At 66.0% G+C, this 21,660-nt stretch carries 22 protein-coding genes; 17 read left to right on the plus strand and 5 right to left on the minus strand.

Features of this window, described 5'->3' with window-relative positions; all coding sequences use genetic code 11:
- Nucleotides 1-91: 91 nt before the first annotated feature.
- From PDM29_RS15085 to PDM29_RS15105, 5 genes are all read left to right on the plus strand, one after another.
- The gene (locus tag PDM29_RS15085; RefSeq protein ID WP_311190892.1) at nucleotides 92-340 is read left to right on the plus strand and encodes an FAD assembly factor SdhE; all 249 of its coding nucleotides are present in this window, start codon (nucleotides 92-94) and stop codon (nucleotides 338-340) included.
- The gene (locus tag PDM29_RS15090) at nucleotides 297-740 is read left to right on the plus strand and encodes a PDZ domain-containing protein (RefSeq protein WP_311190893.1); all 444 of its coding nucleotides are present in this window, start codon (nucleotides 297-299) and stop codon (nucleotides 738-740) included. The genes PDM29_RS15085 and PDM29_RS15090 overlap by 44 nt, the downstream gene beginning before the upstream one ends.
- Before the next feature lie 23 nt (nucleotides 741-763).
- Nucleotides 764-2,005, plus strand: coding sequence for a lipoprotein-releasing ABC transporter permease subunit (locus PDM29_RS15095; protein WP_311190894.1), 1,242 nt, complete (start codon nucleotides 764-766; stop codon nucleotides 2,003-2,005).
- Complete coding sequence (gene lolD, locus PDM29_RS15100; protein ID WP_311190895.1) at nucleotides 1,998-2,711, plus strand: lipoprotein-releasing ABC transporter ATP-binding protein LolD; 714 nt, start codon at nucleotides 1,998-2,000, stop codon at nucleotides 2,709-2,711. Before PDM29_RS15095 ends, lolD begins: the two co-directional genes overlap by 8 nt.
- 89 nt (nucleotides 2,712-2,800) lie before the next feature.
- Nucleotides 2,801-3,247 (plus strand): DUF6491 family protein, encoded by a 447-nt coding sequence (locus tag PDM29_RS15105; protein ID WP_311190896.1) that lies wholly within the window; start codon nucleotides 2,801-2,803, stop codon nucleotides 3,245-3,247.
- Between the two features lie 65 nt (nucleotides 3,248-3,312).
- On the opposite strand, the gene PDM29_RS15110 is transcribed toward PDM29_RS15105, so the two are convergent.
- Genes PDM29_RS15110 through ftsY form a run of 3 tightly spaced genes read right to left on the minus strand, consistent with a single transcriptional unit; the run spans nucleotide 3,313 to nucleotide 5,883 of the window.
- Nucleotides 3,313-3,582, minus strand: a complete 270-nt coding sequence (locus PDM29_RS15110) for an oxidative damage protection protein (RefSeq protein WP_311190897.1) — start codon at nucleotides 3,580-3,582, stop codon at nucleotides 3,313-3,315.
- A gap of 4 nt (nucleotides 3,583-3,586) precedes the next feature.
- Nucleotides 3,587-4,675, minus strand: coding sequence for an A/G-specific adenine glycosylase (gene mutY, locus PDM29_RS15115; RefSeq protein WP_311190898.1), 1,089 nt, complete (start codon nucleotides 4,673-4,675; stop codon nucleotides 3,587-3,589).
- Nucleotides 4,675-5,883, minus strand: coding sequence for a signal recognition particle-docking protein FtsY (gene ftsY / locus PDM29_RS15120; protein ID WP_311190899.1), 1,209 nt, complete (start codon nucleotides 5,881-5,883; stop codon nucleotides 4,675-4,677). The genes mutY and ftsY overlap by 1 nt, the downstream gene beginning before the upstream one ends.
- A gap of 133 nt (nucleotides 5,884-6,016) precedes the next feature.
- Between ftsY and PDM29_RS15125 the strand changes: the two genes are divergently transcribed.
- Nucleotides 6,017-6,316: a hypothetical protein gene (locus PDM29_RS15125; RefSeq protein WP_311190900.1), complete on the plus strand. Its 300-nt coding sequence runs from the start codon at nucleotides 6,017-6,019 to the stop codon at nucleotides 6,314-6,316.
- 92 nt (nucleotides 6,317-6,408) lie between these two features.
- Here PDM29_RS15125 and htpG read toward each other — a convergent pair whose 3' ends face one another.
- Nucleotides 6,409-8,307, minus strand: a complete 1,899-nt coding sequence (gene htpG / locus PDM29_RS15130; protein WP_311190901.1) for a molecular chaperone HtpG — start codon at nucleotides 8,305-8,307, stop codon at nucleotides 6,409-6,411.
- A gap of 109 nt (nucleotides 8,308-8,416) precedes the next feature.
- Between htpG and rsmD the strand changes: the two genes are divergently transcribed.
- From rsmD to PDM29_RS15160, 6 genes are all read left to right on the plus strand, one after another.
- Nucleotides 8,417-9,034, plus strand: a complete 618-nt coding sequence (gene rsmD, locus PDM29_RS15135; RefSeq protein ID WP_311190902.1) for a 16S rRNA (guanine(966)-N(2))-methyltransferase RsmD — start codon at nucleotides 8,417-8,419, stop codon at nucleotides 9,032-9,034.
- On the plus strand, nucleotides 9,031-9,540 hold the full coding sequence (gene coaD / locus PDM29_RS15140) for a pantetheine-phosphate adenylyltransferase (RefSeq protein WP_125360136.1): 510 nt from the start codon (nucleotides 9,031-9,033) through the stop codon (nucleotides 9,538-9,540). Before rsmD ends, coaD begins: the two co-directional genes overlap by 4 nt.
- A gap of 54 nt (nucleotides 9,541-9,594) precedes the next feature.
- Nucleotides 9,595-10,086 carry a hypothetical protein gene (locus PDM29_RS15145; protein ID WP_311190903.1) on the plus strand — a complete coding sequence of 164 codons (492 nt, stop codon included), beginning with the start codon at nucleotides 9,595-9,597 and terminating at the stop codon, nucleotides 10,084-10,086.
- Nucleotides 10,087-10,212: 126 nt separating this feature from the next.
- The gene (locus PDM29_RS15150; RefSeq protein WP_282297235.1) at nucleotides 10,213-10,494 is read left to right on the plus strand and encodes a YfhL family 4Fe-4S dicluster ferredoxin; all 282 of its coding nucleotides are present in this window, start codon (nucleotides 10,213-10,215) and stop codon (nucleotides 10,492-10,494) included.
- Nucleotides 10,491-12,227, plus strand: coding sequence for a gamma-glutamyltransferase (gene ggt / locus PDM29_RS15155; protein WP_311190904.1), 1,737 nt, complete (start codon nucleotides 10,491-10,493; stop codon nucleotides 12,225-12,227). Before PDM29_RS15150 ends, ggt begins: the two co-directional genes overlap by 4 nt.
- Before the next feature lie 87 nt (nucleotides 12,228-12,314).
- Entirely contained in the window at nucleotides 12,315-13,202 is an 888-nt protein-coding gene (locus PDM29_RS15160) for an MBL fold metallo-hydrolase (RefSeq protein ID WP_311190905.1), read from the plus strand.
- A 61-nt stretch (nucleotides 13,203-13,263) separates the two neighbouring features.
- On the opposite strand, the gene upp is transcribed toward PDM29_RS15160, so the two are convergent.
- Complete coding sequence (gene upp, locus PDM29_RS15165; RefSeq protein ID WP_282297237.1) at nucleotides 13,264-13,899, minus strand: uracil phosphoribosyltransferase; 636 nt, start codon at nucleotides 13,897-13,899, stop codon at nucleotides 13,264-13,266.
- 142 nt (nucleotides 13,900-14,041) lie between these two features.
- On the opposite strand from upp, the gene PDM29_RS15170 reads away from it, so the two are divergent.
- From PDM29_RS15170 to PDM29_RS15190, 5 genes are all read left to right on the plus strand, one after another.
- A complete protein-coding gene (locus PDM29_RS15170) occupies nucleotides 14,042-16,585 on the plus strand; it encodes a TonB-dependent receptor (protein WP_311190906.1) in 2,544 nt (847 codons plus the stop codon).
- The gene (locus tag PDM29_RS15175; RefSeq protein ID WP_311190907.1) at nucleotides 16,585-17,688 is read left to right on the plus strand and encodes an NHL repeat-containing protein; all 1,104 of its coding nucleotides are present in this window, start codon (nucleotides 16,585-16,587) and stop codon (nucleotides 17,686-17,688) included. The genes PDM29_RS15170 and PDM29_RS15175 overlap by 1 nt, the downstream gene beginning before the upstream one ends.
- 5 nt (nucleotides 17,689-17,693) lie before the next feature.
- Nucleotides 17,694-19,064 carry a purple acid phosphatase family protein gene (locus PDM29_RS15180; protein ID WP_311190908.1) on the plus strand — a complete coding sequence of 457 codons (1,371 nt, stop codon included), beginning with the start codon at nucleotides 17,694-17,696 and terminating at the stop codon, nucleotides 19,062-19,064.
- A 123-nt stretch (nucleotides 19,065-19,187) separates the two neighbouring features.
- Complete coding sequence (locus tag PDM29_RS15185; protein WP_311190909.1) at nucleotides 19,188-19,805, plus strand: inorganic diphosphatase; 618 nt, start codon at nucleotides 19,188-19,190, stop codon at nucleotides 19,803-19,805.
- A gap of 355 nt (nucleotides 19,806-20,160) precedes the next feature.
- Nucleotides 20,161-21,576, plus strand: a complete 1,416-nt coding sequence (locus PDM29_RS15190; protein ID WP_311190910.1) for a cryptochrome/photolyase family protein — start codon at nucleotides 20,161-20,163, stop codon at nucleotides 21,574-21,576.
- The last annotated feature ends 84 nt before the right edge of the window (nucleotides 21,577-21,660 follow it).

Below are 21,660 nucleotides of genomic sequence, written 5' to 3' on the forward strand. Positions count from 1 at the left end.
ACCGCGGTGACACGCACGGCGTGTCACTACGGGGCGCAACCGTGTAGGGACACGCCATGCGTGTCCTCGCTGCAATGATCGAAACCGGCAAATGGACGAACAGACCCTCCTGAAAAAACTCCGCTGGCGCTGCCGCCGCGGCATGCGCGAACTGGACCAGCTGTTCGAGCGTTACCTCGACCGCGAATGGGGTACTGCGCCCACAGAAGAACGCGAGGTTTTCCTGTTCCTGCTCGACTGCGAGGACGATAAGTTGTGGCGCTGGTTCATGGGATACGAACAGTGCCCGCATGCCCATGCCGTCCCGCTCATGGAAAAGATCCGCGCCCTGCCGGCTTGATTGGCGTCCTTCGCGCTGGCAGTGCGCCGCGCATGCGCTGCTGGCGCTGCTGATGCCGCTGGCTGTGCTGGGCAGCGGCCTCCCCGAACCTTGGCGCTGGCCGGCCGCGCTGCTGGCCACTGCCTGGGCGGCAGGGCAGGGCTGGCACCATGCCCGACGTCCTGCCTGCCGCATCGTCATCTGCGCCGGCGATGCCCCGGTGACCGTCAACGGCGAGCCGGTGGATGACGTGTCCCTGCAGGACCGGGGCTGGCTGCTGCAACTGCGCTGGCGCACGGGTGGGCACCGCCATGCCCGCCTGTTCTGGCCCGACACCCTGCCACCGGCCGCGCGACGTGAACTGCGACTGGCCGTGCGGGCCCACTGCATTTCCCGTTCACGCCCGGCAGTGGCACCATAGTGTGAATTGTCCGGCGTACCTGCATGTTCAAACCCATTCCTGTAGCCATCGGCCTGCGTTACCTGCGGGCCAAACGCCGCAACGGCTTCATCTCCTTCATTTCGATGGCCTCGATCCTGGGTATTGCCCTGGGCGTGACCGTGCTGATCACCACGCTGGCGGTGATGAGTGGGTTCCAGAAGGAAATCCGCGACCGCCTGCTGCAGATGACCGCGCACACCACGGTCACCACCGACGGTGCGCCGATGTCTGACTGGCAGCATGCGGTGGAGGTGGCGCGCAAGGACCCGCGGGTCGCCGGTGCCGCGCCGTATATCGAAATCCAGGCCATGCTCAGTGGCCCGCGCGTGCAGGGAGCGATCGTGCAGGGCATTGACCCGGCACAGGAACCGGCCGTGTCGGTGATCAACCAGAAGGTCAAGAAAGGCAGCTACGACAGCCTGACCCCCGGCAGCTACAACCTGCTGGTCGGCAAGGAGCTGGCGCTGTGGCTGGGCGTGGATGTCGGCGACACCGTGCTGGTGACCCTGGCCGAAGTGCAGGGCACTCCCGTCGGTGCGATGCCCCGGCTGAAGCGCTTCACCGTCAGCGGCATCTTCGAGGCCGGTTACAACGAAATCGACCGTGGCGTGGCCTACGCCAACATGGACGACCTGGAACGCGTGCTGCGCATCGACGGCGTCACCGGCGTGCGCCTGAAGCTGCACGACATGGACAAGGCCTTCGACGTCGGTTACGACCTGGCGCGAGGGCTGGGCGGTGCCTACCGGGTCAGCGATTGGACCCAGCAGAATGCCAACCTGTATCACTCGCTGCGCATGGAAAAGGTGGTGATGGGCATCCTGCTCTCGCTGATCATCGCCATGGGCGCGTTCAACCTGGTGTCGTCGCAGGTGATGCTGGTCACCGACAAGCAGGCGGACATCGCGATTCTGCGCACGCTCGGCCTGACCCCCGGCGGGGTGATGCAGGTGTTCATGGTGCAGGGCTCGTTGATCGGCATCATCGGCACCGTGCTCGGCGTGGTCGGCGGCATCACTCTTACGTTGAACCTGGAGCGCATCCTGGAGCTGATCGAGTCGGTGTTCCAGGTCAAGCTGCTGCCGGAAGACGTCTACTACATCACCGGGCTGCCGACTGATATGCAGACCCCGGACATCGTCATCATCACCGTGGTTGCGCTGGCCATGAGCTTCCTCGCCACCCTGTACCCCGCGTGGCGCGCTGCCCGCACCCAGCCGGCCGAGGCCCTGCGTTATGAATGAGCCGATCAACCGCGGCGACGAAGTGATCCGGGCCCAGGGCCTGGCCAAAACCTATGCCGAAGGGCGCATGCAGACCCCGGTGTTCAAAGGCCTGGACCTGACCGTCACCGCTGGCGAAACCGTGGCGATCATCGGTGCCTCCGGTGCCGGCAAAAGCACGCTGCTGCACCTGCTGGGTGGGCTGGACACCCCGACTGCCGGCGAAGTGTTCGTGACCGGGCAGCAGATGTCGGCGCTGTCGGACGGCCAGCGTGGCCGCCTCCGCAACGCCGCGCTGGGCTTCGTATACCAGTTCCACCACCTGCTGCCGGAATTCACCGCGCTGGAAAACGTGATGATGCCGGTGCTGTTGAATGGTCGCGAGGTCGCCGATGCCAAGGCGCGTGCCGAAGCACTGCTGGAGTCGGTCGGGCTGGGACACCGCCTCACCCACAAGCCCGGTGAGCTGTCCGGCGGCGAGCGTCAGCGCGCTGCCGTGGCCCGCGCGCTGGTCAACCGCCCCGCCTGCGTGCTGGGTGACGAGCCCACCGGCAACCTGGATGACAAGACCGCCGGCACCGTGTTCGAGCTGATGCTGGAGCTCAATCGCGCCCACCACACCAGCCTGGTCCTGGTCACCCACGACCGCAGCCTGGCTCGCCGTCTGGATCGCGTGCTGGAACTGCGCGAAGGCCGTCTGCACGCGCTGGCGCACAGCGAGGTCTGATCTGGAAGCTGAATGACCGGTTCATGACAGCGCCGGGTGGCGGTTTTCCGGTGCATGATCCGTCTATTCATCACAAACGGAGGTGTGCCATGAAGTCGCTGATCGCAGTTGCTGCCCTGAGCCTGACCCTTGCCGCCTGTTCCAGCACCGGTCGCCTGAGCACCGCGGACAAGCTGGAGCTGTACCGTGCCCACGCGGGTGCGCCGCAGCCGGACCTGCAGTACTTCGGTTCACTCAACGGTTGGACCGAACTGGGCGACAGTGCGCTGGCGGTGTGGACCCGCCCCAGCGAGGCCTATCTGCTCGAACTGCGTGGCCCCTGTGATGGCCTGAGCTACGCGCCGGCGATCGGGTTGACCAGCCAGATGGGCCGGGTGTCCTCGCGCTTCGACAAGGTGCTGGTGCGCGACACCACCGGCGGCCCGCGCGTGCCGTGCTTCATCAGCAGCATCCGCAAACTCGACGTGCCCGCGCTGCGGGCGTCGGAGAAGGAGCGTCGCAAGGCCGACATAGCCGAGCGCGAAGCCACGACGTGAGGTTGCCGCACGACCAACGGTCGTGCGCTACCGCGGTAGGTGACGACCGTTGGTCGTCACGCCGATCAACCTTCGGGGGTAAACCCGGCCGGCTTTTCCGCGCCACCCGCAAACAGGAACTTCTCCAGTTCCTTCTCCAGAAACGCGCGATGCTCCGGATTGCGCGGCGACAGCCGGTTCTCATTGATCAACATGGTCTGATGCGCCAGCCATGCGGCCCAGGCGCTATTGCCGATGCCGTTGAAGATGCGCTGGCCCAGTTCGCCCGGGTAGGGCACGAAGTCCAGGCCTTCGGTGTCGCGTTGTTCTTTCTGGCAGAAAACGGTGCGGGACATGGGATTACTCAAGAGAAAGCAGAAGTTTGCGGATCGGGGCCGGCAGGCCCAGTGAACCCAACGCGGTGGGAGCGACCCAGCGCAGGCGCTCATTGTCGCCCAGCCCGTCGCGCAGGGCGACCGGGCCCAGCTGCAGCACCTGCAGGTGCAGCCGGTAGTGGCTGAAGGTGTGTTGCAGCACCGGCAGCGGCTCGGCCAGTTCCAGCGCGCCCTCTACATGGGCGTCAAACCAGTCCTGCAGCGCCGGGCCGCTGTCGGCCTGCGGCAGCGTCCATAACTGCGCCCAGATGCCGGTATCCGGGCGCTTGCCGAGCAGGATGTGGCCGCGCGCATCGCGCAGCAGCAGGGCGGTGGCCTCGCGTTCGGGCAGGGTCTTGCCCGGCTTCGGCGTCGGCAGCTGTTCCACCCGGCCGTCGCGACGCGCCACGCAGTCGTCGGTGAGCGGGCAGATCACGCAGGCGGGCCTGGCGCGGGTGCAGACCGTTGCGCCCAGGTCCATCTGCGCCTGGGTGTAGTCGGCCAATCGGCCGTCGGGAACCTGGGAGACATGTTCGTTGGCCAGCGCCCACAGCACTTTCTCCACGGCCGGCAGGCCGGGGAAGCCCTCGATGCCATGGAAGCGGCTCATCACCCGCTTCACGTTGCCATCGAGGATGGCGAAACGGTCATTCCAGGCCTGGCTGAGAATCGCGCCAGCGGTACTGCGGCCGATGCCGGGCAGCGCCAGCAGCGCGTCGAAATCGCGGGGCAGGTCACCGCCATGCAGTTCCACGCAGCGCTGTGCGGCAGCATGCAGATTGCGCGCGCGTGCGTAGTAGCCCAGCCCCGCCCATTGCGCCATCACGTCGTCATTGCTGGCGGCGGCGAGGTCGGGCAGGGTGGGGAAGTGCTCCAGAAAGCGCAGGAAGTACGGAATGACCGTGGCCACCTGGGTCTGCTGCAGCATGATCTCCGACAGCCACACCCGGTAAGGCGTGCGCGGATGCTGCCAGGGCAGGTCATGCCGCCCATGGTCGTCAAACCAGGGCAGCAACCGCCCAACGAAGACATCGCCCCCCGTAGAGCCACGCCCTGCGTGGCTGACCGCGCGCATCAACCACTCAACGCTTCGGGCAACAACGCATCCACGAACGCTTCCGGATCAAACACACGCAGATCTTCCGGGCGCTCGCCAATGCCGGCAAACCGGATCGGAATCCCGAACTCACGCGCCAGCGCGAACACCACGCCGCCCTTGGCGGTGCCGTCCAGCTTGGTCACCACCAGGCCGGTCACGGTGACCACGGCATGGAACTGGCGCAGCTGCGACAGCGCGTTCTGGCCGGTGGTGCCATCAATCACCATCAGCACTTCATGCGGTGCGGCGGGGTCGATCTTGCCCAGCACGCGGCGGATCTTGCCCAGTTCGTTCATCAGCCCGCCCTGGGTATGCAGGCGGCCGGCGGTATCGGCAATCAGCACACTGGTGCCCCGCGCCTTGCCGGCCTGCAGTGCGTCGAACGCCACCGACGCGGCGTCAGCGTTTTGGCCCTGGGCGACTACGGCCACGCCGTTGCGTTCGCCCCAGGCCTGCAACTGGGCCACGGCGGCCGCGCGGAAGGTATCACCCGCAGCCAGCATCAGGCTGTGGCCCTCATCCTTGAAGCGCTTGGCCAGCTTGCCGATGGTGGTGGTCTTGCCGACGCCATTGACGCCGACGGTCAGCACCACGAACGGCTTGGCGTTGCGGTCGATGACCAGCGGCTGGGACACCGGCTGCAGGATGGCGATCAGTTCGGCGCGCAGCGCGGCCTGCAGGGCGCGCGCGTCGGCGAACTCACGTGCCTTCATGCGCTTGCGCAGGCCTTCCACCAGTGCGGTGGTGGCGGTAACGCCGACGTCGGCGGTGATCAGCGCGGTTTCGATCTCATCCAGCAGGTCGTCGTCGAGCTTGGGATTGCGCGAGAACAGGCTGCCCACGCTACGTGCGAACACGCTGTTGCGCAGGCGGTCACGCCAGCCGGATTTGCCAGGGGCGGCCGGGGCGACCTCGTCGGTGACCTCCGGGGTGGCCAGCGGCTGGGCGGCTTCCTGGACGATTTCGGTGGCAACCACGACCGGGGCGGTGGTCTGCACGGCCGGTTCGAGGGCGGGGGCGGCTTCGACCGGGGGGTGTTCCGGGATGGGGTCCGGCGTCACGTCCTCCGTCTGCGGGGCCGCGCCGGGAAACGCGGCCGCCAGCTCTTCGGCCGAATAATGCTGGGTCTTGGGCGCGTCCTGCGGCGCGTCCTGGGGCTTCTTGCGGCGGAAAAAACTGAGCATGGGCAAAAGGTGCTGATATTCAGAGGGATATGCTACCACCCGGGCCTGTCCGGCCCGCGTGCATTCAAGTTCCGTGGCCGGGTGCCGTTAACAGCCACGGAGGACCGCATCGTGCCGGTCCAGGGGGCATCGCATGAGCAGCATCATGGCCATTGCCGGCAGTGGCATGCGCGCCGCCCAGCAGGGTGTGCAGGTCGCCGCGCACAACGTGGCCAATCTGCCAACCCCCGATGCCCAGCGGCTGCAGCTGCAGCGCAGTACCGCCGCCGAGGGTGGGGTGCAGACGTCGGTCGGCACCACCGTCGAAGACCCCGCCGCGCCTGTGGCCGACCTGCTCGCCGCGCGCACCGAGGTGCTGGCGTTCAAGGCCAACGCGATGGTGCTGCGGCGTGCTGATGAGATGCTGGGAAGTCTGTTCGACCAGCGCGCCTGACGGCGACGCACGACCAACGGTCGTGCGCTACCGGTTCCACCCCGATATTGGTCGGTGTAACCCGGTAGGTACCGACCGTTGGTCGGTACGCCTTACGCCGACAATTCCAACAACAGCTTGTTCAACCGCCGCACATACGCAGCCGGGTCCTTCAGCGAATCGCCCGCGGCCAGCGCCGCCTGATCGAAAAGCACGCGGCTGAGGTCGTCAAACCGGCCACTGTCGGTTTCCTGGTCCAGCTTGCCGATCAGCGGGTGGCCCGGGTTGAACTCGAACACCGGCTTGCTGTCCGGCACCTTCTGCCCGCTGGCTTCCAGGATCTGGCGCATCTGCAGGCCAAGATCCTGCTCGCCAATCGCCAGAATGGCCGGCGAATCGGTCAGGCGGTGCGACACACGTACATCAGCAACTTCGCCGCCCAGTGCGGTCTTCAGTCGTTCCACCAGCGCCTGCTTGTCCTTGGCGGCTTCTTCCTGGGCCTGCTTGTCCTCGGCGCTTTCCAGTGCGCCCAGATCCAGGTCGCCACGGGCGACGTCGACGAACGACTTGCCGTCGAACTCGGTCAGGTAGCCCATCAGCCACTCGTCGATGCGGTCGGTGAGCAGCAGCACTTCGATGCCCTTCTTGCGGAACACTTCCAGGTGCGGGCTGTCCTTGACCTGGGTATGGCTCTCGCCGGTGAGGTAATAGATCTTGTCCTGGCCCTCGACCATGCGCCCGATGTAATCGGCCAGCGACACGCTCTGCTCGCCGCTGGCGTCATGGGTGGAGGCGAAGCGCAGCAGGCCGGCGACCTTTTCGCGGTTGCCGTAGTCCTCGGCCGGACCTTCCTTCAGCACCTGACCGAACTGCTTCCAGAACCCGGCATAGACCTCGGGCTTGTCGCTGGCCAGCTTTTCCAGCATGTCCAGCGAGCGTTTGGTCAGCGCGGACTTCATCGAGTCGATGACCGGGCCGCTCTGCAGGATCTCGCGCGAGACATTCAGCGACAGGTCGTTGGAATCGACCACGCCCTTGATGAAGCGCAGGTACAGCGGCAGGAACTGCTCGGCCTGGTCCATCACGAACACGCGCTGCACGTACAGCTTCAGGCCCTTGGGCGCGTCGCGGTGATACAGATCAAACGGGGCGTGGCCGGGCACGTACAGCAGCGAGGTGTACTCGAGCTTGCCTTCAACCTTGTTGTGGCTCCAGGCCAGCGGATCCTGATGGTCGTGGGCGGCGTGCTTGTAGAACTCCTGGTACTCGGCGTCGCTGATCTCGGTGCGCGGACGGGTCCACAGCGCGCTGGCGCGGTTGACGGTTTCCCATTCAACTTCGGCCGGGGCGTCTTCGCCGTGGTGTTCCTTGACCATCTGGATCGGCAGGCCGATGTGGTCGGAATACTTTTTGATGATGCCGCGCAGACGCCAGCCATCGGCAAAGTCCTGCTGGTCGTCCTTCAGATGCAGGACGATGCGGGTGCCGCGGTCGGCCTTGTCGATGGTCTCGACCTCGAAGTCGCCTTCGCCGCGCGAGGACCAGTGCACGCCTTCGCTGGCGGGCAGGCCGGCGCGACGGGAATACACGTCCACCTGGTCGGCGACGATGAAGGCGCTGTAGAAGCCGACGCCGAACTGGCCGATCAGCTGCGAGTCCTTCTTCTGGTCGCCGGAGAGCTGACGCAGGAAGTCACCGGTGCCGGACTTGGCGATGGTGCCGAGGTGGGCAATGGCGTCGTCACGGCTCATGCCGATGCCGTTGTCGTCGATGGTCAGGGTGTGCGCGACGGGGTCGAAGCTGACCTGGATGCGCAGCTCGCCACCGTTTTCCAGCAATGCGGGCTGGGTGAGCGCTTCAAAGCGCAGCTTGTCGGCGGCGTCGGCGGCGTTGGAGATCAGCTCGCGAAGGAAGATTTCCTTGTTGGAGTACAGCGAGTGGATCATCAGCTGCAGCAGCTGCTTCACTTCGGTCTGGAAGCCCAGGGTCTGTTTCTGGCTTGGCTCGGTCATGGGGCGATGCTCCTTGAGGTCGATGGCGCGCAACGCGCGGCGGCTGGCTCAAGGGGTAGGGATGGATTGTCCCGTTTTCAAGCGGGCGCGGCACGGTATCCTCCCCGCCATGAAACCACGCTCCTCCGCCCCCACCCCGATGGGCCAGGTCCGCATCATCGGCGGCAAATGGCGCAACACTAAATTGCCCGTCCCGATGTCCCCGGGCCTGCGCCCGAGCAGCGACCGGGTTCGCGAGACCCTGTTCAACTGGCTGATGCCCAAGCTGGGCGGGGCGCGGGTGCTGGACCTGTTCGCCGGCAGTGGTGCCCTGGGGCTGGAGGCGATGTCCCGTGGGGCCGCGCAGGCGACTTTGGTCGAGCGTGACGGCGCGCTGTGCCGCCAGCTGCGGGAATCGGTGGCGAAGCTGGGCGCGCAGGACCAGGTCCAGGTGGCCCAGGCCGACGCGCTGCAGTGGCTGGCGCAGCCGGCGACGGGGCAGGCGGACATCGTGTTCGTGGACCCGCCGTTCGCCGCAGGGCTGTGGGAGGGCGTGCTGGCGGGGCTGGGGCCGCATCTGGCGGCCGACGCGTGGCTGTACCTCGAGTCGCCGGGCGACAACGTGCCCACGGTGCCGGCCCCGTGGCTGCTGCACCGCGAGGGCGGGACCCGGGAGGTCCGTTTTGCCCTGTACAGGCGCGCCGCTGCTACACTTTCACCAGATCACAACAGCGTAGCTGCCGTATGACCGTGGCCAACCGCCGCATTGCCGTGTACCCGGGCACTTTCGATCCGATCACCAATGGTCACATCGACCTGGTGAACCGGGCCGCGCCGTTGTTCGAGAAGGTGGTGGTGGGGGTGGCGCAGAGCCCGTCGAAGGGGCCGACGCTGCCGCTGGAGCTGCGGGTGTCGCTGGCCCGCGATGCGCTGGCCCACCACAAGAACGTGGAAGTGCGCGGCTTCGATACGCTGCTGGCACATTTCGTACGTTCGGTGCAGGGCGGCATCCTGCTGCGCGGCTTACGCGCAGTGTCCGACTTTGAATACGAATTCCAGATGGCCAGCATGAACCGCCATCTGATTCCGGAGGTGGAGACCCTGTTTCTCACCCCGGCCGAGCAGCACAGCTTCATTTCGTCGTCGCTGGTCCGCGAGATCGCCCGTCTGGGCGGCGACGTGTCCGGCTTCGTGCCGGCGTCGGTGCTGGAGGCACTGCGCAAGGTGCGCGAGGCGAAAGCGGGCGCGTCGTAACATCTGTCACACCCTGTCATTCACATTCCAAGCATTACCAGAGGGAGGAAACCCATGAACAACACCATGCGTGCCATGCTGATCGCGTCGTTCGCGCTGGCCTTCACCGCCTGCAAGAAGGAAGAAGCCGCACCGGTCGCCGAAGCCCAGCAGGCGCTGGTCGCCCCGGCCAAGGACGACGATGCAGGCTGGAAGAAGTACCTGCAGGCCGTGGCCATCCAGAACATGGGCAACATTTCCAACAGCCCGTTCCTGTACTACCTCTCGCCGGAATCGGATCCGGAGTTCCAGGCCAAGTACGACCGTCAGGTGGAAAGCGCCACCGCCGCTGTCGCCCGTGGCGTGCAGCCGGGCAACATGCTGGCCTTCGGTTCGTCGGCTTCCTCGAAGATGGCCGACATGATCCAGGCCGTGTTCAAGGACGTCGGCGCGGACTCGATGAAGGGTGTCCGCGTGGTGTTCATCGGCCAGGCCGCTGACAACGCCCGCGTGCAGTCGATCGTGCAGCCGACCGGTGCCGAGTACATTTTCGTCGAAGCCAAGTAAGCCGTGCCCTGGCGGCCACGCTTTCGGGCGTGGCCCGGGCGGTTTCCCTGCGGGAGCCGCCGATGACCGGCCAGCGCCACGGCGTTGGCCGGCTTTCCTCTGCCGGCACTGGCGTGGAGTAACGCCATGTCGCTGAAAATCAACGAGCTCTGCGTCAACTGTGACGTATGCGAGCCGGCCTGTCCCAACCAGGCCATTTCGATGGGTGAAACCATCTACGTGATCGACCCTGCACGCTGCACGGAATGCGTGGGGCACTTCGACGAACCGCAGTGCGTGGTCGTCTGCCCGGTGGAATGCATCGATCCCGATCCGGACATTCCGGAAACCCAGGAACAATTGCTGGCCAAGCTGTTTGGGCTGCAGCGTGATCATCCCGAACTCTATGTGGAGTCTCCGTCCGAATGAAAACCCCGTCGCGTCGCTGGTTGTTGCTGGTCCTGCTGTGGACCCCGTTTGCCTGGGCGGCACAGCCGGCCGCCACCACGCTGGCGAAGCACCCTGACGGTGCTGCCATCGCCAGTGGTCACCACCTGGCCACGGAAGCGGGCATGGAGATCCTGGCCAAGGGCGGCAATGCGTTCGATGCAGCGGTGGCGGTGTCTTCGACCCTGGCGGTGGTGGAGCCGATCAGCTCCGGCTTGGGCGGCGGTGGCTTCTTCCTGCTGCACGACGCGAGCACCGGCAAGGACGTGATGCTGGACGCGCGCGAGACCGCGCCGGCGGCGGCAACGCCTGCAGCCTTCCTGGACAAGAACGGCAACCTGGACCGAGACCGCTCGGTCAACGGTGCGTGGTCGGCGGGGATTCCCGGTCTGCCGGCGGCGCTGGTGGAACTGTCGGCCAAGCACGGCAAACTGCCGCTGCAGACCTCGCTGGCCCCGGCGATCCGGATCGCGCGTGACGGCTTCCCGGTCTATGCGCGCATGGCCAAGGGCTATGCGTCACGCCGCGAGGTAATGGAGCGTTACCCCGGAACGCGCGAGGTGTACCTGCGCAACGGCAAGCCGATTGCCGAAGGCGACGTGTTCAAGCAGCCGGAGCTTGCGCAGACGCTGGAGCGCCTCGCGGCCGGTGGTTTTGACGGCTTCTATAAGGGTCAGACCGGCAAGCTGCTGCTGGCCGGGGTAAAGCAGGCGGGCGGGCGCTGGACGGCGGAAGAGCTGGCCGGCTACCGCGTGAAGCAGCGCGAACCGATCGTGTTCAACTACCGCGACTGGAAGATCACCACGGCGTCGCCGCCGTCGTCCGGTGGCATCGCGCTGGCGTCGATGCTGCAGATTCTGGAAGGCTGGGACATCAAGCAGATGGATGCGGCGCACCGTACGCATCTGGTGGTGGAAGCGATGCGCCGTGCGTTCCGTGACCGCACCTTCTTCCTGGGCGATCCGGACTTCGTGCAGATTCCGCAGAAGGTGCTGACCAGCAAGGATTACGCGCAGGGCCTGCGCGCGACCATCCATCCGGAGAAGGCGACCCCGAGCGACCTGCTGTCGGGCAACCCGACGCCGCTGGAAGACGACGAAACCACGCACTTCTCGATCATTGACGGGCAGGGCAACCGCGTGGGCGCGACCCAGACGGTGAACCTGCTGTACGGCTCGGGCCTGATTCCGTCGGGAACGGGCGTGCTGCTGAATAATGAGATGGACGACTTCGCGCTGAAGCCGGGCACGCCGAACGCGTTCGGGGTGATGGGTTACGAGGCGAATGCACCGAAGCCGGGCAAGCGCATGCTGAGCTCGATGACGCCGACCTTCATGGAGTCGTCGGACAAGGTGGTGGTGCTGGGCACGCCGGGCGGCAGCCGGATCATCACCATGGTGCTGCTGGGGGTGCTGGGCTACGACGATGGCCTGGACGCACAGCAGGTGGCGGCGTTGCCGCGCTTCCATCACCAGTGGCTGCCGGATGTGATCGAGGCGGAGAGCAATACGTTCGACGAGGCGACGATCAAGCAGCTGCAGGCAATGGGCCACAAGATCGACCTGCCGGGCAACAGCGCGGCGGGAGGCCGCGGTTCCAGCCACGTCTGGGGCAACCTGCAGACGGTGGAATGGAACCGCGCCAGCAACCAGCTCAGCGTAGGCAGCGACCCGCGCAACCCGGTGGGTTCCGGCGCGGTCTCGAACTCCCCCTGATTGGGTGGGATGGGCGTCCCGCTTCGTGGACGCTCCATCCCGTCACGCCTATCGAATTATTAACGCGCGCCGCCGGATAATTTACCCATGAAACTATGGTCGATCCGCGGTAACTCACAAAAGCTCGATGGCGGCGCGATGTTCGGCAATGCGCCGCGCGCGGTGTGGGAGAAATGGGCTGCACCGGACGATCTCAACCGGATCGAACTGGCCTGCCGCGCGCTGCTGGCCAGTCCGCTGGCGGGCAAGACGGTGTTGTTCGAAACCGGCATCGGCGCGTTTTTCGAACCAAAGCTGCGCGACCGTTACGGCGTGCAGGAATCGCGGCATGTGCTGATCGAATCGCTGCGCGAAGCGGGCTTCGAGCACGAAGACATCGACGTGGTGGTGCTCAGCCATCTGCACTTCGACCATGCGGGCGGTCTGCTGGCTCCGTGGAGTGAAGGGCGTGAGCCGGAACTGCTGTTCCCGAATGCGACCTTCCTGGTCGGTGCTGAGCACTGGGCGCGTGCGCTGCAGCCGCATCCGCGTGATCGCGCGAGTTTCATTCCGGAGCTGCCGCAGCTGCTGCGTGACAGCGGGCGGCTGGAGATTGTCGAGGGGCCTTACTCGAAGGCGCTGGGGCAGAGTGTGCGTTTCAGTTTCAGCGACGGGCACACGCCGGGCCTGATGCTGGCCGAGATTGTCGGGCCGGAGCAGGTAGATGGTCAGCCGCGGGGTGGGGTGGTGTTCTGTGCCGATCTGATTCCGGGCCGGTCATGGGTGCATGTACCGATCACGATGGGCTACGACCGCAATGCGGAGTTGCTGATTGACGAGAAGCGCAGCTTCCTGGAAGACAAACTGGCGCGCAACGTGCACCTGTTCTTTACCCACGACCCGCAGGTGGCGCTGGCGCAGGTGGTGCGTGATGACAAGGGGCGGTTTGGTACCGCGCACGAGCTGGGCGAGTTGAAGGCGCGCGCGTTGGCGTGACCGGTGCAGGCACATTCCGCAGCCACGCAGGGCGTGGCTCTACGGCTCTCTCACATCGCGGTTACCCCGCCACGCGCGTCCCGAAAATGCGATCACCCGCATCGCCCAGGCCGGGCAGGATGTAACCCTTGTCGTTCAACTGCGCATCAATGGCCGCGGTATAGATCTCCACATCCGGGTGCGCGGCCTGCACGGCGGCAATGCCCTCCGGTGCGGCGACCAGGAAAATACCCTTGATCCGGCGTGCACCGGCGCGCTTGAGCATGTCGATGGTGGCGATCAGGGTGCCGCCGGTGGCCAGCATGGGGTCCAGAATCAGCGCGTCGCGCTCTTCCAGGCGGCCGGTCAGGCGCTCGAAGTAGGGCACCGGCTGCAGGGTCTCTTCGTCGCGCTGCAGGCCGACCACGCTGACGCGGGCGGCGGGGATCAGCGACAGCACGCCGCCCAGCATGCCCAGACCGGCGCGCAGGATCGGCACCAGGGTGATCTTGGCCCCGGCAATGCGCTGCACGGTTACCGGGCCGGCCCAGCCCGCCATCGTGTGGGCCTCGGTCTCGAGGTCGGCGGTGGCCTCGTAGGCCAGCAGTTCACCCAGTTCGTTGGCCAGTTCGCGGAAGTCCTTGGTGCTCAGGGACGCGTCGCGCATCAGGCCGATCTTGTGCTGCACCAGCGGGTGGCGGACTTCAACGATTTTCATGACAGGGGCAACCAAGGGCGGGGAAGGGGCCATTTTAGCGAACCGGCGTCGCAATCCTCCAAACCTTGCGACTGAATGTCACGTTCATGAAACCTGGCGGACATACCGTGCTGACCCAATCTTTACACCGTTGGGACTTCCCGTGCAGAACAAATCGCCGTTGGGGCTGGCCATCAGCCTGTCGTTGCTGGTCATGTCCACCCCCCCTGCGCTGGCTGCCGGCGACGTTGCCGCCAGCGGCAATGCCACCGACCTGGACCGCATCGAGGTGCGTCCGCAGCTGGAGTCGCAGACCCGCGCGGTGGACCTCAAGCGTAGCAGCGACGCGATTGAAGACGCGGTGTCGTCCGACTCGCTGGGCGTGTACCCGGACAAGAACGTGGCCGAGTCGCTGCAGCGCCTGCCCGGCGTCAGCGTTACCCGTGACCAGGGCGAAGGCCGCTTCGTGGTCGTGCGTGGCCTGGATGCCAACCTCAACAGCGTCAGTGTCGACGGCATTGCCATCGGTACCCCGGAAGATTCCAGCCGCGCCGCACCGCTGGACGTGATCCCGTCCGATTCCACCGAGCGCCTGCGCGTGGTCAAGTCGCCGACCCCGGACATGCCGGGTGACGCCATTGGCGGTGCGATCCTGGTGGAGTCCGCCTCGGCATTCGACCGTGACGGTCGCAGCCTGCGCGGCAAGGTCGAAGGCAGCCACCAGCAGCTGTCCGGCCACACCAGCCCGAAGGCCGCGTTCAACTACAGCGAAGTGTTCGCCGACACCTTCGGCGTGGCGCTGGGCGTGAACTACCAGAACCGCAAGTTCGAGTCGGACAACACCGAGGTGGAGTACGACGAGGTTGACGGTGCTGCGGAAGGCGAGCTGTTCCCAATCAGCCTGCAGCACCGCAAGTACGAGATTGAACGCAAGCGCGTCGGGGCCAATCTCAACTTCGACTGGCGTCCCAGCGAGGGCAACAGCTACTACCTGCGCACGCTGTACAGCCAGTTTGATGACGCTGAAACCCGCCAGCGCACCATCTTCAACTTCGGCGACGGTGAGGTCACCGCACTGGGCGGCAACCAGTACCGCGTGGACGAGCTGCCGGCCGATGCCATCCAGAAGCGCATGCGTTACCGCACCAAGAAGGAAAACACCTTCGCTGCCAGCCTGGGCGGTGAAAACCGCCTGACCAATGCCGTGGTCGACTACAAGGTCGGCTACACCCGCACCGAAGAACGCGTCAACGACGAAATGGAAGCGCGCTTCGCGTACAACGGTGACGACCTGGGTGCCACGGTTGACCAGAACTCCGGCATTCCGCGCTACACGCTGACCGATGCCAGCTGGATGGACAACGGCAACTACGACTTCGACCGCGTGGTGCTCTCGCCCAAGCGCGTGGACGACGAAGAACGCAGTGCGCAGATCAATGTGCGCTTTGATGGTGACCATTCGAGCTACAAGTTCGGCCTGCTCGGCCGCTGGCGCGACCGTGATGTCAACATCGACGAGAACGAGCTGCGCGTCGGCCCGGATATCGCGCTGTCCGACTGGACCACCTCCACCCCGGATCATCGCGGTGGCAGCCTGGGGCAGGGCATGAGCTCGGACGCGATGCGCCGTTACTGGTCGCAGTTCGGCAGCCAGTACAGCGCCCGTCCGCAGGACGTCGGTGCCAATGCAATGACCTCGCTGGAAGAAGACTACACCGCCAGCGAAGACATCTTCGCCAGCTATGCCATGGGCACCTGGGACATCGGCTCGCTGCGCGTGATCGGCGGCGTGCGCGTCGAGAACACCCAGGTCAAGTCCACCGGCAACAGCATCGACGTGGCCAGCAACGGCCGCAGCTACACGGTCACCCCGATCAGCGCCGACAAGAGCTACACCAACGTGCTGCCGGGCCTGCACCTGCGCTACGACGCCGGCAGTGACTGGGTGCTGCGCGCGGCCTCCAACAAGACCGTGTCGCGCCCGTCGTTCGGCGACGCCGCTCCGCGCATCGGCTACAACCGCGGTGACGAGGAAGTCCGCCTGGGCAACCCGGATCTCGATCCGTACGAATCGAAGAACCTCGACCTGTCGATGGAACGCTACATCGGCAGCACCGGCATCGTCTCCCTGGGCCTGTTCCACAAGTCGATCGACGGGTATATCGTCAACACGGTCAGCAACGACGATCCGGCGTATCCGGACTTCGAGGTCACCCGCGTGATCAATGGCGACAAGGCCAAGGTGTTCGGTGCCGAGTTCAACTGGCAGCAGCAACTGAGCTTCCTGCCGGCTGGCTGGGATGGCCTGCTGGTCGGGGCCAGCGGCACCTGGCTGGACACCGACTTCAACCCTGGCCTGGAGGATCGCGAAGGCGACGACTTCACCCTGCCGCGTGCCTCCAAGCACGTGTACAGCGCGCATGTCGGCTATGAAAAGGCCGGTTTCAGCACCCGTCTTGCTGCCGTGTACCGCAGCGAATACCTCGACACCCTCGGCGACAGCCGCGCGTTTGACATCTACGTGGCACCTAACACCCAGCTCGACTTCAGCCTGGACTACAAGATCGCCTCCAACGTGAGCGTGTACTTCGAAGCGCAGAACCTGCTGGACAAGCCGTTGGAGCTGTACCAGGGCGTGCGCTCGCGCACGCTGCAGAACGAAGAGTATGGCCGCACCTATGCGCTCGGCCTGAAGGTGCAGCTGTGATGCGCGCGCTGCCCGTGCTGAGCCTGTTGACGGTTGCGTTGCTGGCGGGCTGCAAGCCTGCCGCCGCGCCGGCACCTGCCGCTGACGCCGCTGCGGCCACCACCGGTCGCAGCATCGCCACCGTGGCCGAGGCCTTCCAGACCCCGATGACCCCGGCCGACAACATCGACTCGCCGGCCAGCTGGACCACGCCGGAAGGGCAGGTGTGGCTGATCGCCACCGCCAAGGCCACCGACAAGCTTGTGGTCTACGACGGGCAGACCGGCGCGCACCTGCGTGACGTCGGCAGCCTGGGCACCGCGCCGGGTCAGTTTGACCGCCCCAATGGCATCGCCGTGGTCGATGACCTGGTGCTGATCGTGGAACGCGACAACCATCGCGTACAGGTGCTGCAGCTGCCGGACTTCACCCCGCTGGGCATCTTCGCCGCTGACGACCTGCGCAAGCCCTATGGCCTGTGGGTCAACAAGCAGGCCGAGGGCTACGACGTGTACATCACCGATTCCTACGATGCCGGTGAGGACGCGCAGGGCAACGACATCCTGCCGCCGCTGGCCGAGCTGGACAAGCGCGTGCGCCGTTATGCGATGAAGGTCGCTGATGGCAAGGCACAGGCCACCCTGGTGTCGAGCATCGGTGACACCGGCGAAACCGGTGCACTGCGCGTGGTCGAGTCGATCTGGGGCGACCCGGCCAACGACCGCCTGCTGATCGCCGAAGAAGACGAAACCTACGCCAGTGAGTTCAAGGTCTACACGCTGGAAGGGAAATTCACCGGAACTACCTTCGGCCGTGATGCGTTCAAGGCCCAGGCCGAAGGCGTGATGCTGCGCACCTGCGGCAAGGATGGCTGGTGGATCACCACCGAGCAGGGCAAGCAGCGCAGCGTGTTCCACCTGTTCGATCGCCACACGCTCAAGCATGTCGGTGCATTCCAAGGCAACACGGTGGCAAACACCGATGGCATCTGGATGGACCAGAGCGCCTCGCCGCGCTTCCCGCACGGCGCGCTGTATGCCGTGCATGACGACCAGGGCGTGGTCGCGTTCGATTGGGCCAGTGTGGCCAAGCAACTGTCTCTGCCGTTGGAGTGTGCGAAGTGACGGGCATGCGTGATTGTCTGAAGGCGCTGACCCTGGCGCTGGTGGTGTGCAGTGGTGCCGTGTGTGCGAAGACCGCTACTCAAGTGGAACCCAACACCCAGGTGCCGGCAGGCAACCGCCATTACGCCGCCACCGGCTTCCCGGACCGCATCGTCGCTTCGCCAGCGCAGGACGCTGCGCACGGCTTTGGTGTGGCGTGGCGTACGGATGTCACGGTCAGCGCCCCGGTGCTGGAATGGGTGGTGGCGGGTGACTCGCCCGATGTCGGCAATGTCACCCGGGTGACCGCCACCACGGCGGCACTGCAGACCGAGAACGGTGGTTCGCATCACCACCGGGTCGACGTCACCGGTCTGGCCCCGGACACGCTGTACCTCTGGCGCGTGCAGGGCAAGGACACCTGGAGTGCCTGGAATCAGCTGCGTACGGCTGGCAGCGCCGAGCAGCCGCTGACCGTGCTGTACTTCGGTGACACCCAGAACAAGAACCTCAGCCACGTCTCGCGCGTGCTGCGTGCTGGACTCAAAGCGGCACCGGATGCGCGTCTGACTCTGTTCGCCGGCGACCTGGTCAGTGGTGGTGATGGCCAGGACGACAGCGAGTGGGGCGAGTGGTTTGCCGCTGCCGGCTGGTTGCCGCAGGAGACTGCGGTGGCACCGGCGATCGGCAACCACGAGTATTTCGAGGAGTTCGAGGACACCCCGCAGGAGCGTCGTGTGTTGGGCAGGCACTGGCCGGTGACCTTCGCGCTGCCGCGCAACGGCACCACTGCCGCCGACACCAGCACCTACTGGTTCGACTACCAGGGCGCGCGCTTCGTGGTGCTCGACGGCACCTCGGCGTTGGACCTGGGCACCGCCCGGGCGCAAGCAGCGTGGCTGGACAAGGTGCTGACCAGCAATACCCAGCGCTGGACCATCGTGCTGCTGCACCAGCCGTTCTACTCACCGCGCGAAGGGCGTGAGAACACCGCGCTTCGTGAGCACATCCTGCCGGTGGTGCTGAAGCACAAGGTGGATCTGGTGCTGCAGGGGCATGACCACACCTATGGTCGTCGTGGCGAAGGCCAGCAGGCCACCCCGCAGTACGTGGTCACCGTGGCCGGGCCGAAGCAGTACCGGCTGTCTGACGAGGCGAGGGCGACCATGGCTCCGGTGGGCGAGGACACCCAGCTGTATCAGGTGCTCACGATTGATCCACAGCGCCTGCGGTACGAAGCACGTACCGTCACCGGCCGGCTGTACGACGGTTTCACCCTGGACCGCCAGGCCGATGGCAGCAAGCGCAAGACCGAACTCACCGAAGGCCGCATCGCCCCCCGCGACTGCGCGCGCAGCCAGACCCTCAAGGGCCGCGCCGACCGTTGCTGGGAGTGACACGCGCCGGGTCAATCCGGCATTACGTTTGCCGGGCATGGCCCGGCACTACATCCGCCGCCGGTCCGCGTCCGGCCTCATGACGTAGAGCCGGGCTTGCCCGGCTGCCTTTCGGAGCCAACCATGCCCAACCGCCTCCTCCCCCTGGCCGCCATCGCCACCACCCTGCTTCTCCTCACCGGAGCAAGCTTCGCCGCCCCCACGGTCCTGCACCCGTTCCTCGCCGCACAACCAAAGAACGCGCCGGAATCCGCCAATCTCGCCGTCGAAATCCCCGCCGGCAGCTTCACCAAGTACGAAATCAAGGAAGACGGCCTGGTCCACGTCGACCGCTTCCAGTCCATGCCGATGACATACCCCGCCAACTACGGCTCGATGCCGCGCACCCTGGCCGGCGACAACGACCCGCTGGACGCGCTGGTGCTCACCCGCGAGCCGCTGCATCCCGGCGTGATCATCAGCTTCCGCCCGATCGGCTATCTGAAGATGATCGACAAGGGCGAGCACGATGAAAAGGTCATCGGCGTGCCGACCGACAAGGTGGACCCCACTTACGCCAACATCCGCGATCTGAACGATCTGCCGGAGATCGAGCGCCAGCGCATCGAAGCTTTCTTCCGCGTCTACAAGGACCTGCCGGAAGGCCGCAACCCGGTGCAGCTCAACGGCTGGGGCAATGCGGCCGAGGCCAAGGGGCTGATCACCGAATCCATGAAGCGGTTTGAGGCGTCGCCGCGTTGATCGTTGATCGGGAATCGGGAATCGGGAATCGGGACCGGTAGGGCCGCACGCCAGTCGACCGCCGATAACGGTGCAACGTCCGGGAAGGCATGACATGGATCGAAGCAGTACCTTCGGCCAGCTTCATGCGTCACCGCGCCGATGGGCGCTGTCGGCCGTCGTCTGTCGACCGACGCTACCAAAGCAGATCGATCGCAGCATCCCCATCGGGCACCGGTAGGGTCGCACGACAGTCGACCGCCGATAGCGGTGCAACGCCCGGGAAGGCATGACCGTTGATCGGAACGCGACACCCACGCACGCCTCACACCACCGCCCCGTATCATCAGCACTCTTTCCGCTGTGGTCTTCGCCCGTGTCGTCAGCCCTGGTCTGGTTCCGTCGTGATCTGCGCCTGCAGGACAATCCCGCTTTGCACGCCGCCCTTGAGGCCGGGCATACGCCCGTTCCGGTCTACATCCATGCCCCGCATGAAGAGGGCAGCTGGGCACCGGGCGAAGCCTCCAACACCTGGCTGCATCGCTCGTTGGCCGCGCTCGATGCCGACCTGCAGGCCCGCGGCTCGTCGCTGGTCCTGCGCCAGGGCGACAGCCAGGCCGAACTGCAGGCTCTCATCGACGAAACCGGCGCGGAAGCGGTGTACTGGAACCGCAAGTACGAACCGGCTACCCAGCCGCGCGATGCCACCATCAAGCGTGAGCTGCGCGAGCAGGGCATCGACGCGCAAAGCTGCAACGGCAGCCTGATGTTCGAACCGTGGGACCTGGCCACCCAGCAGGGCGGGCCGTACAAGGTATTCACCCCGTACTGGCGCAATGCGCTGACCCGGCTGCATATCCCCGCGCCGCTGAAGCTGCCGGACACACTTCCCGCCCACGACGCCCGCAGCGTGTCGCTGGCAGAGCTGAAGCTGACTCCCACACTCAACTGGGACCAGCAGTTCTGGGAACACTGGCAACCCGGCGAGGCTGGCGCGCAGGAAGCGCTCACCGTGTTCATCGACGGTGCCCTCAACGGCTACCGCCAGCAACGCGACCTGCCCGACCGCGTCGGCACCTCGCTGCTGTCCCCGCATCTGCATTTCGGCGAAATCTCGCCTTGGCAGATCGTGCGCCGGCTCGAGGCTGAGCGCAGTGCCGGCCGCGATGCCGACATCGATGGCTACATCCGCGAACTGGGCTGGCGTGAGTTCTCCTACCACCTGCTGCATCACTTCCCGAAAACCCCGGAGCACAACCTCAACCCGCGCTTCGACAGCTTCCAGTGGGCTCGGGACAATCCCTCCCAGCTGGCGGCCTGGCAGCAGGGCCGCACCGGCATTCCCATCGTCGACGCCGGCCTGCGCGAACTGTGGGCTACCGGCTACATGCATAACCGCGTGCGCATGCTGGTCGCCAGCTTCCTGTGCAAGCACATGCGCCAGCACTGGCTGCACGGCGCACGCTGGTTCTGGGACACCCTGGTCGACGCCGACCTGGCCAACAACACCATGGGCTGGCAGTGGGTCGCCGGCACCGGGGCCGACGCCGCGCCGTATTTCCGCATCTTCAACCCGGTGACCCAGGCGCAGAAGTTCGATCCCAACGCCCGTTACATCACCCGTTGGGTGCCGGAGCTGGCGACGCTGCCGGTGAAGGCACGCTTCGCGCCCTGGCAGACCCCGGACCTGCTGGCCCAGCACGCGCCCTCCTATCCGGCACTGCCCATCGTCGACCTGGCGGCCGGCCGGGACGCTGCGCTGACGGCCTACCGGCGTACAGGCGGCGAGTAAAGCAGGGGTTCGGGCCGCCAGACAGCAACCTGAACAAAACACCCCCTCGTGCCCGATTCATCATCCCGGCATCGCGCGCGCGTG

The organism is Stenotrophomonas oahuensis, from assembly GCF_031834595.1.
GTDB lineage: Bacteria > Pseudomonadota > Gammaproteobacteria > Xanthomonadales > Xanthomonadaceae > Stenotrophomonas > Stenotrophomonas oahuensis.

Bases quoted from the DNA above. Each gene is read 5' to 3' on its own strand.
- PDM29_RS15085 (WP_311190892.1), top strand. From the start codon at position 92: ATGGACGAACAGACCCTCCTGAAAAAACTCCGCTGGCGCTGCCGCCGC.
- PDM29_RS15090 (WP_311190893.1), top strand. From the start codon at position 297: ATGCCGTCCCGCTCATGGAAAAGATCCGCGCCCTGCCGGCTTGATTGG.
- PDM29_RS15095 (WP_311190894.1), top strand. From the start codon at position 764: ATGTTCAAACCCATTCCTGTAGCCATCGGCCTGCGTTACCTGCGGGCC.
- lolD (WP_311190895.1), top strand. From the start codon at position 1,998: ATGAATGAGCCGATCAACCGCGGCGACGAAGTGATCCGGGCCCAGGGC.
- PDM29_RS15105 (WP_311190896.1), top strand. From the start codon at position 2,801: ATGAAGTCGCTGATCGCAGTTGCTGCCCTGAGCCTGACCCTTGCCGCC.
- PDM29_RS15110 (WP_311190897.1), bottom strand. From the start codon at position 3,582: ATGTCCCGCACCGTTTTCTGCCAGAAAGAACAACGCGACACCGAAGGC.
- mutY (WP_311190898.1), bottom strand. From the start codon at position 4,675: ATGCGCGCGGTCAGCCACGCAGGGCGTGGCTCTACGGGGGGCGATGTC.
- ftsY (WP_311190899.1), bottom strand. From the start codon at position 5,883: ATGCTCAGTTTTTTCCGCCGCAAGAAGCCCCAGGACGCGCCGCAGGAC.
- PDM29_RS15125 (WP_311190900.1), top strand. From the start codon at position 6,017: ATGAGCAGCATCATGGCCATTGCCGGCAGTGGCATGCGCGCCGCCCAG.
- htpG (WP_311190901.1), bottom strand. From the start codon at position 8,307: ATGACCGAGCCAAGCCAGAAACAGACCCTGGGCTTCCAGACCGAAGTG.
- rsmD (WP_311190902.1), top strand. From the start codon at position 8,417: ATGAAACCACGCTCCTCCGCCCCCACCCCGATGGGCCAGGTCCGCATC.
- coaD (WP_125360136.1), top strand. From the start codon at position 9,031: ATGACCGTGGCCAACCGCCGCATTGCCGTGTACCCGGGCACTTTCGAT.
- PDM29_RS15145 (WP_311190903.1), top strand. From the start codon at position 9,595: ATGAACAACACCATGCGTGCCATGCTGATCGCGTCGTTCGCGCTGGCC.
- PDM29_RS15150 (WP_282297235.1), top strand. From the start codon at position 10,213: ATGTCGCTGAAAATCAACGAGCTCTGCGTCAACTGTGACGTATGCGAG.
- ggt (WP_311190904.1), top strand. From the start codon at position 10,491: ATGAAAACCCCGTCGCGTCGCTGGTTGTTGCTGGTCCTGCTGTGGACC.
- PDM29_RS15160 (WP_311190905.1), top strand. From the start codon at position 12,315: ATGAAACTATGGTCGATCCGCGGTAACTCACAAAAGCTCGATGGCGGC.
- upp (WP_282297237.1), bottom strand. From the start codon at position 13,899: ATGAAAATCGTTGAAGTCCGCCACCCGCTGGTGCAGCACAAGATCGGC.
- PDM29_RS15175 (WP_311190907.1), top strand. From the start codon at position 16,585: ATGCGCGCGCTGCCCGTGCTGAGCCTGTTGACGGTTGCGTTGCTGGCG.
- PDM29_RS15180 (WP_311190908.1), top strand. From the start codon at position 17,694: ATGCGTGATTGTCTGAAGGCGCTGACCCTGGCGCTGGTGGTGTGCAGT.
- PDM29_RS15185 (WP_311190909.1), top strand. From the start codon at position 19,188: ATGCCCAACCGCCTCCTCCCCCTGGCCGCCATCGCCACCACCCTGCTT.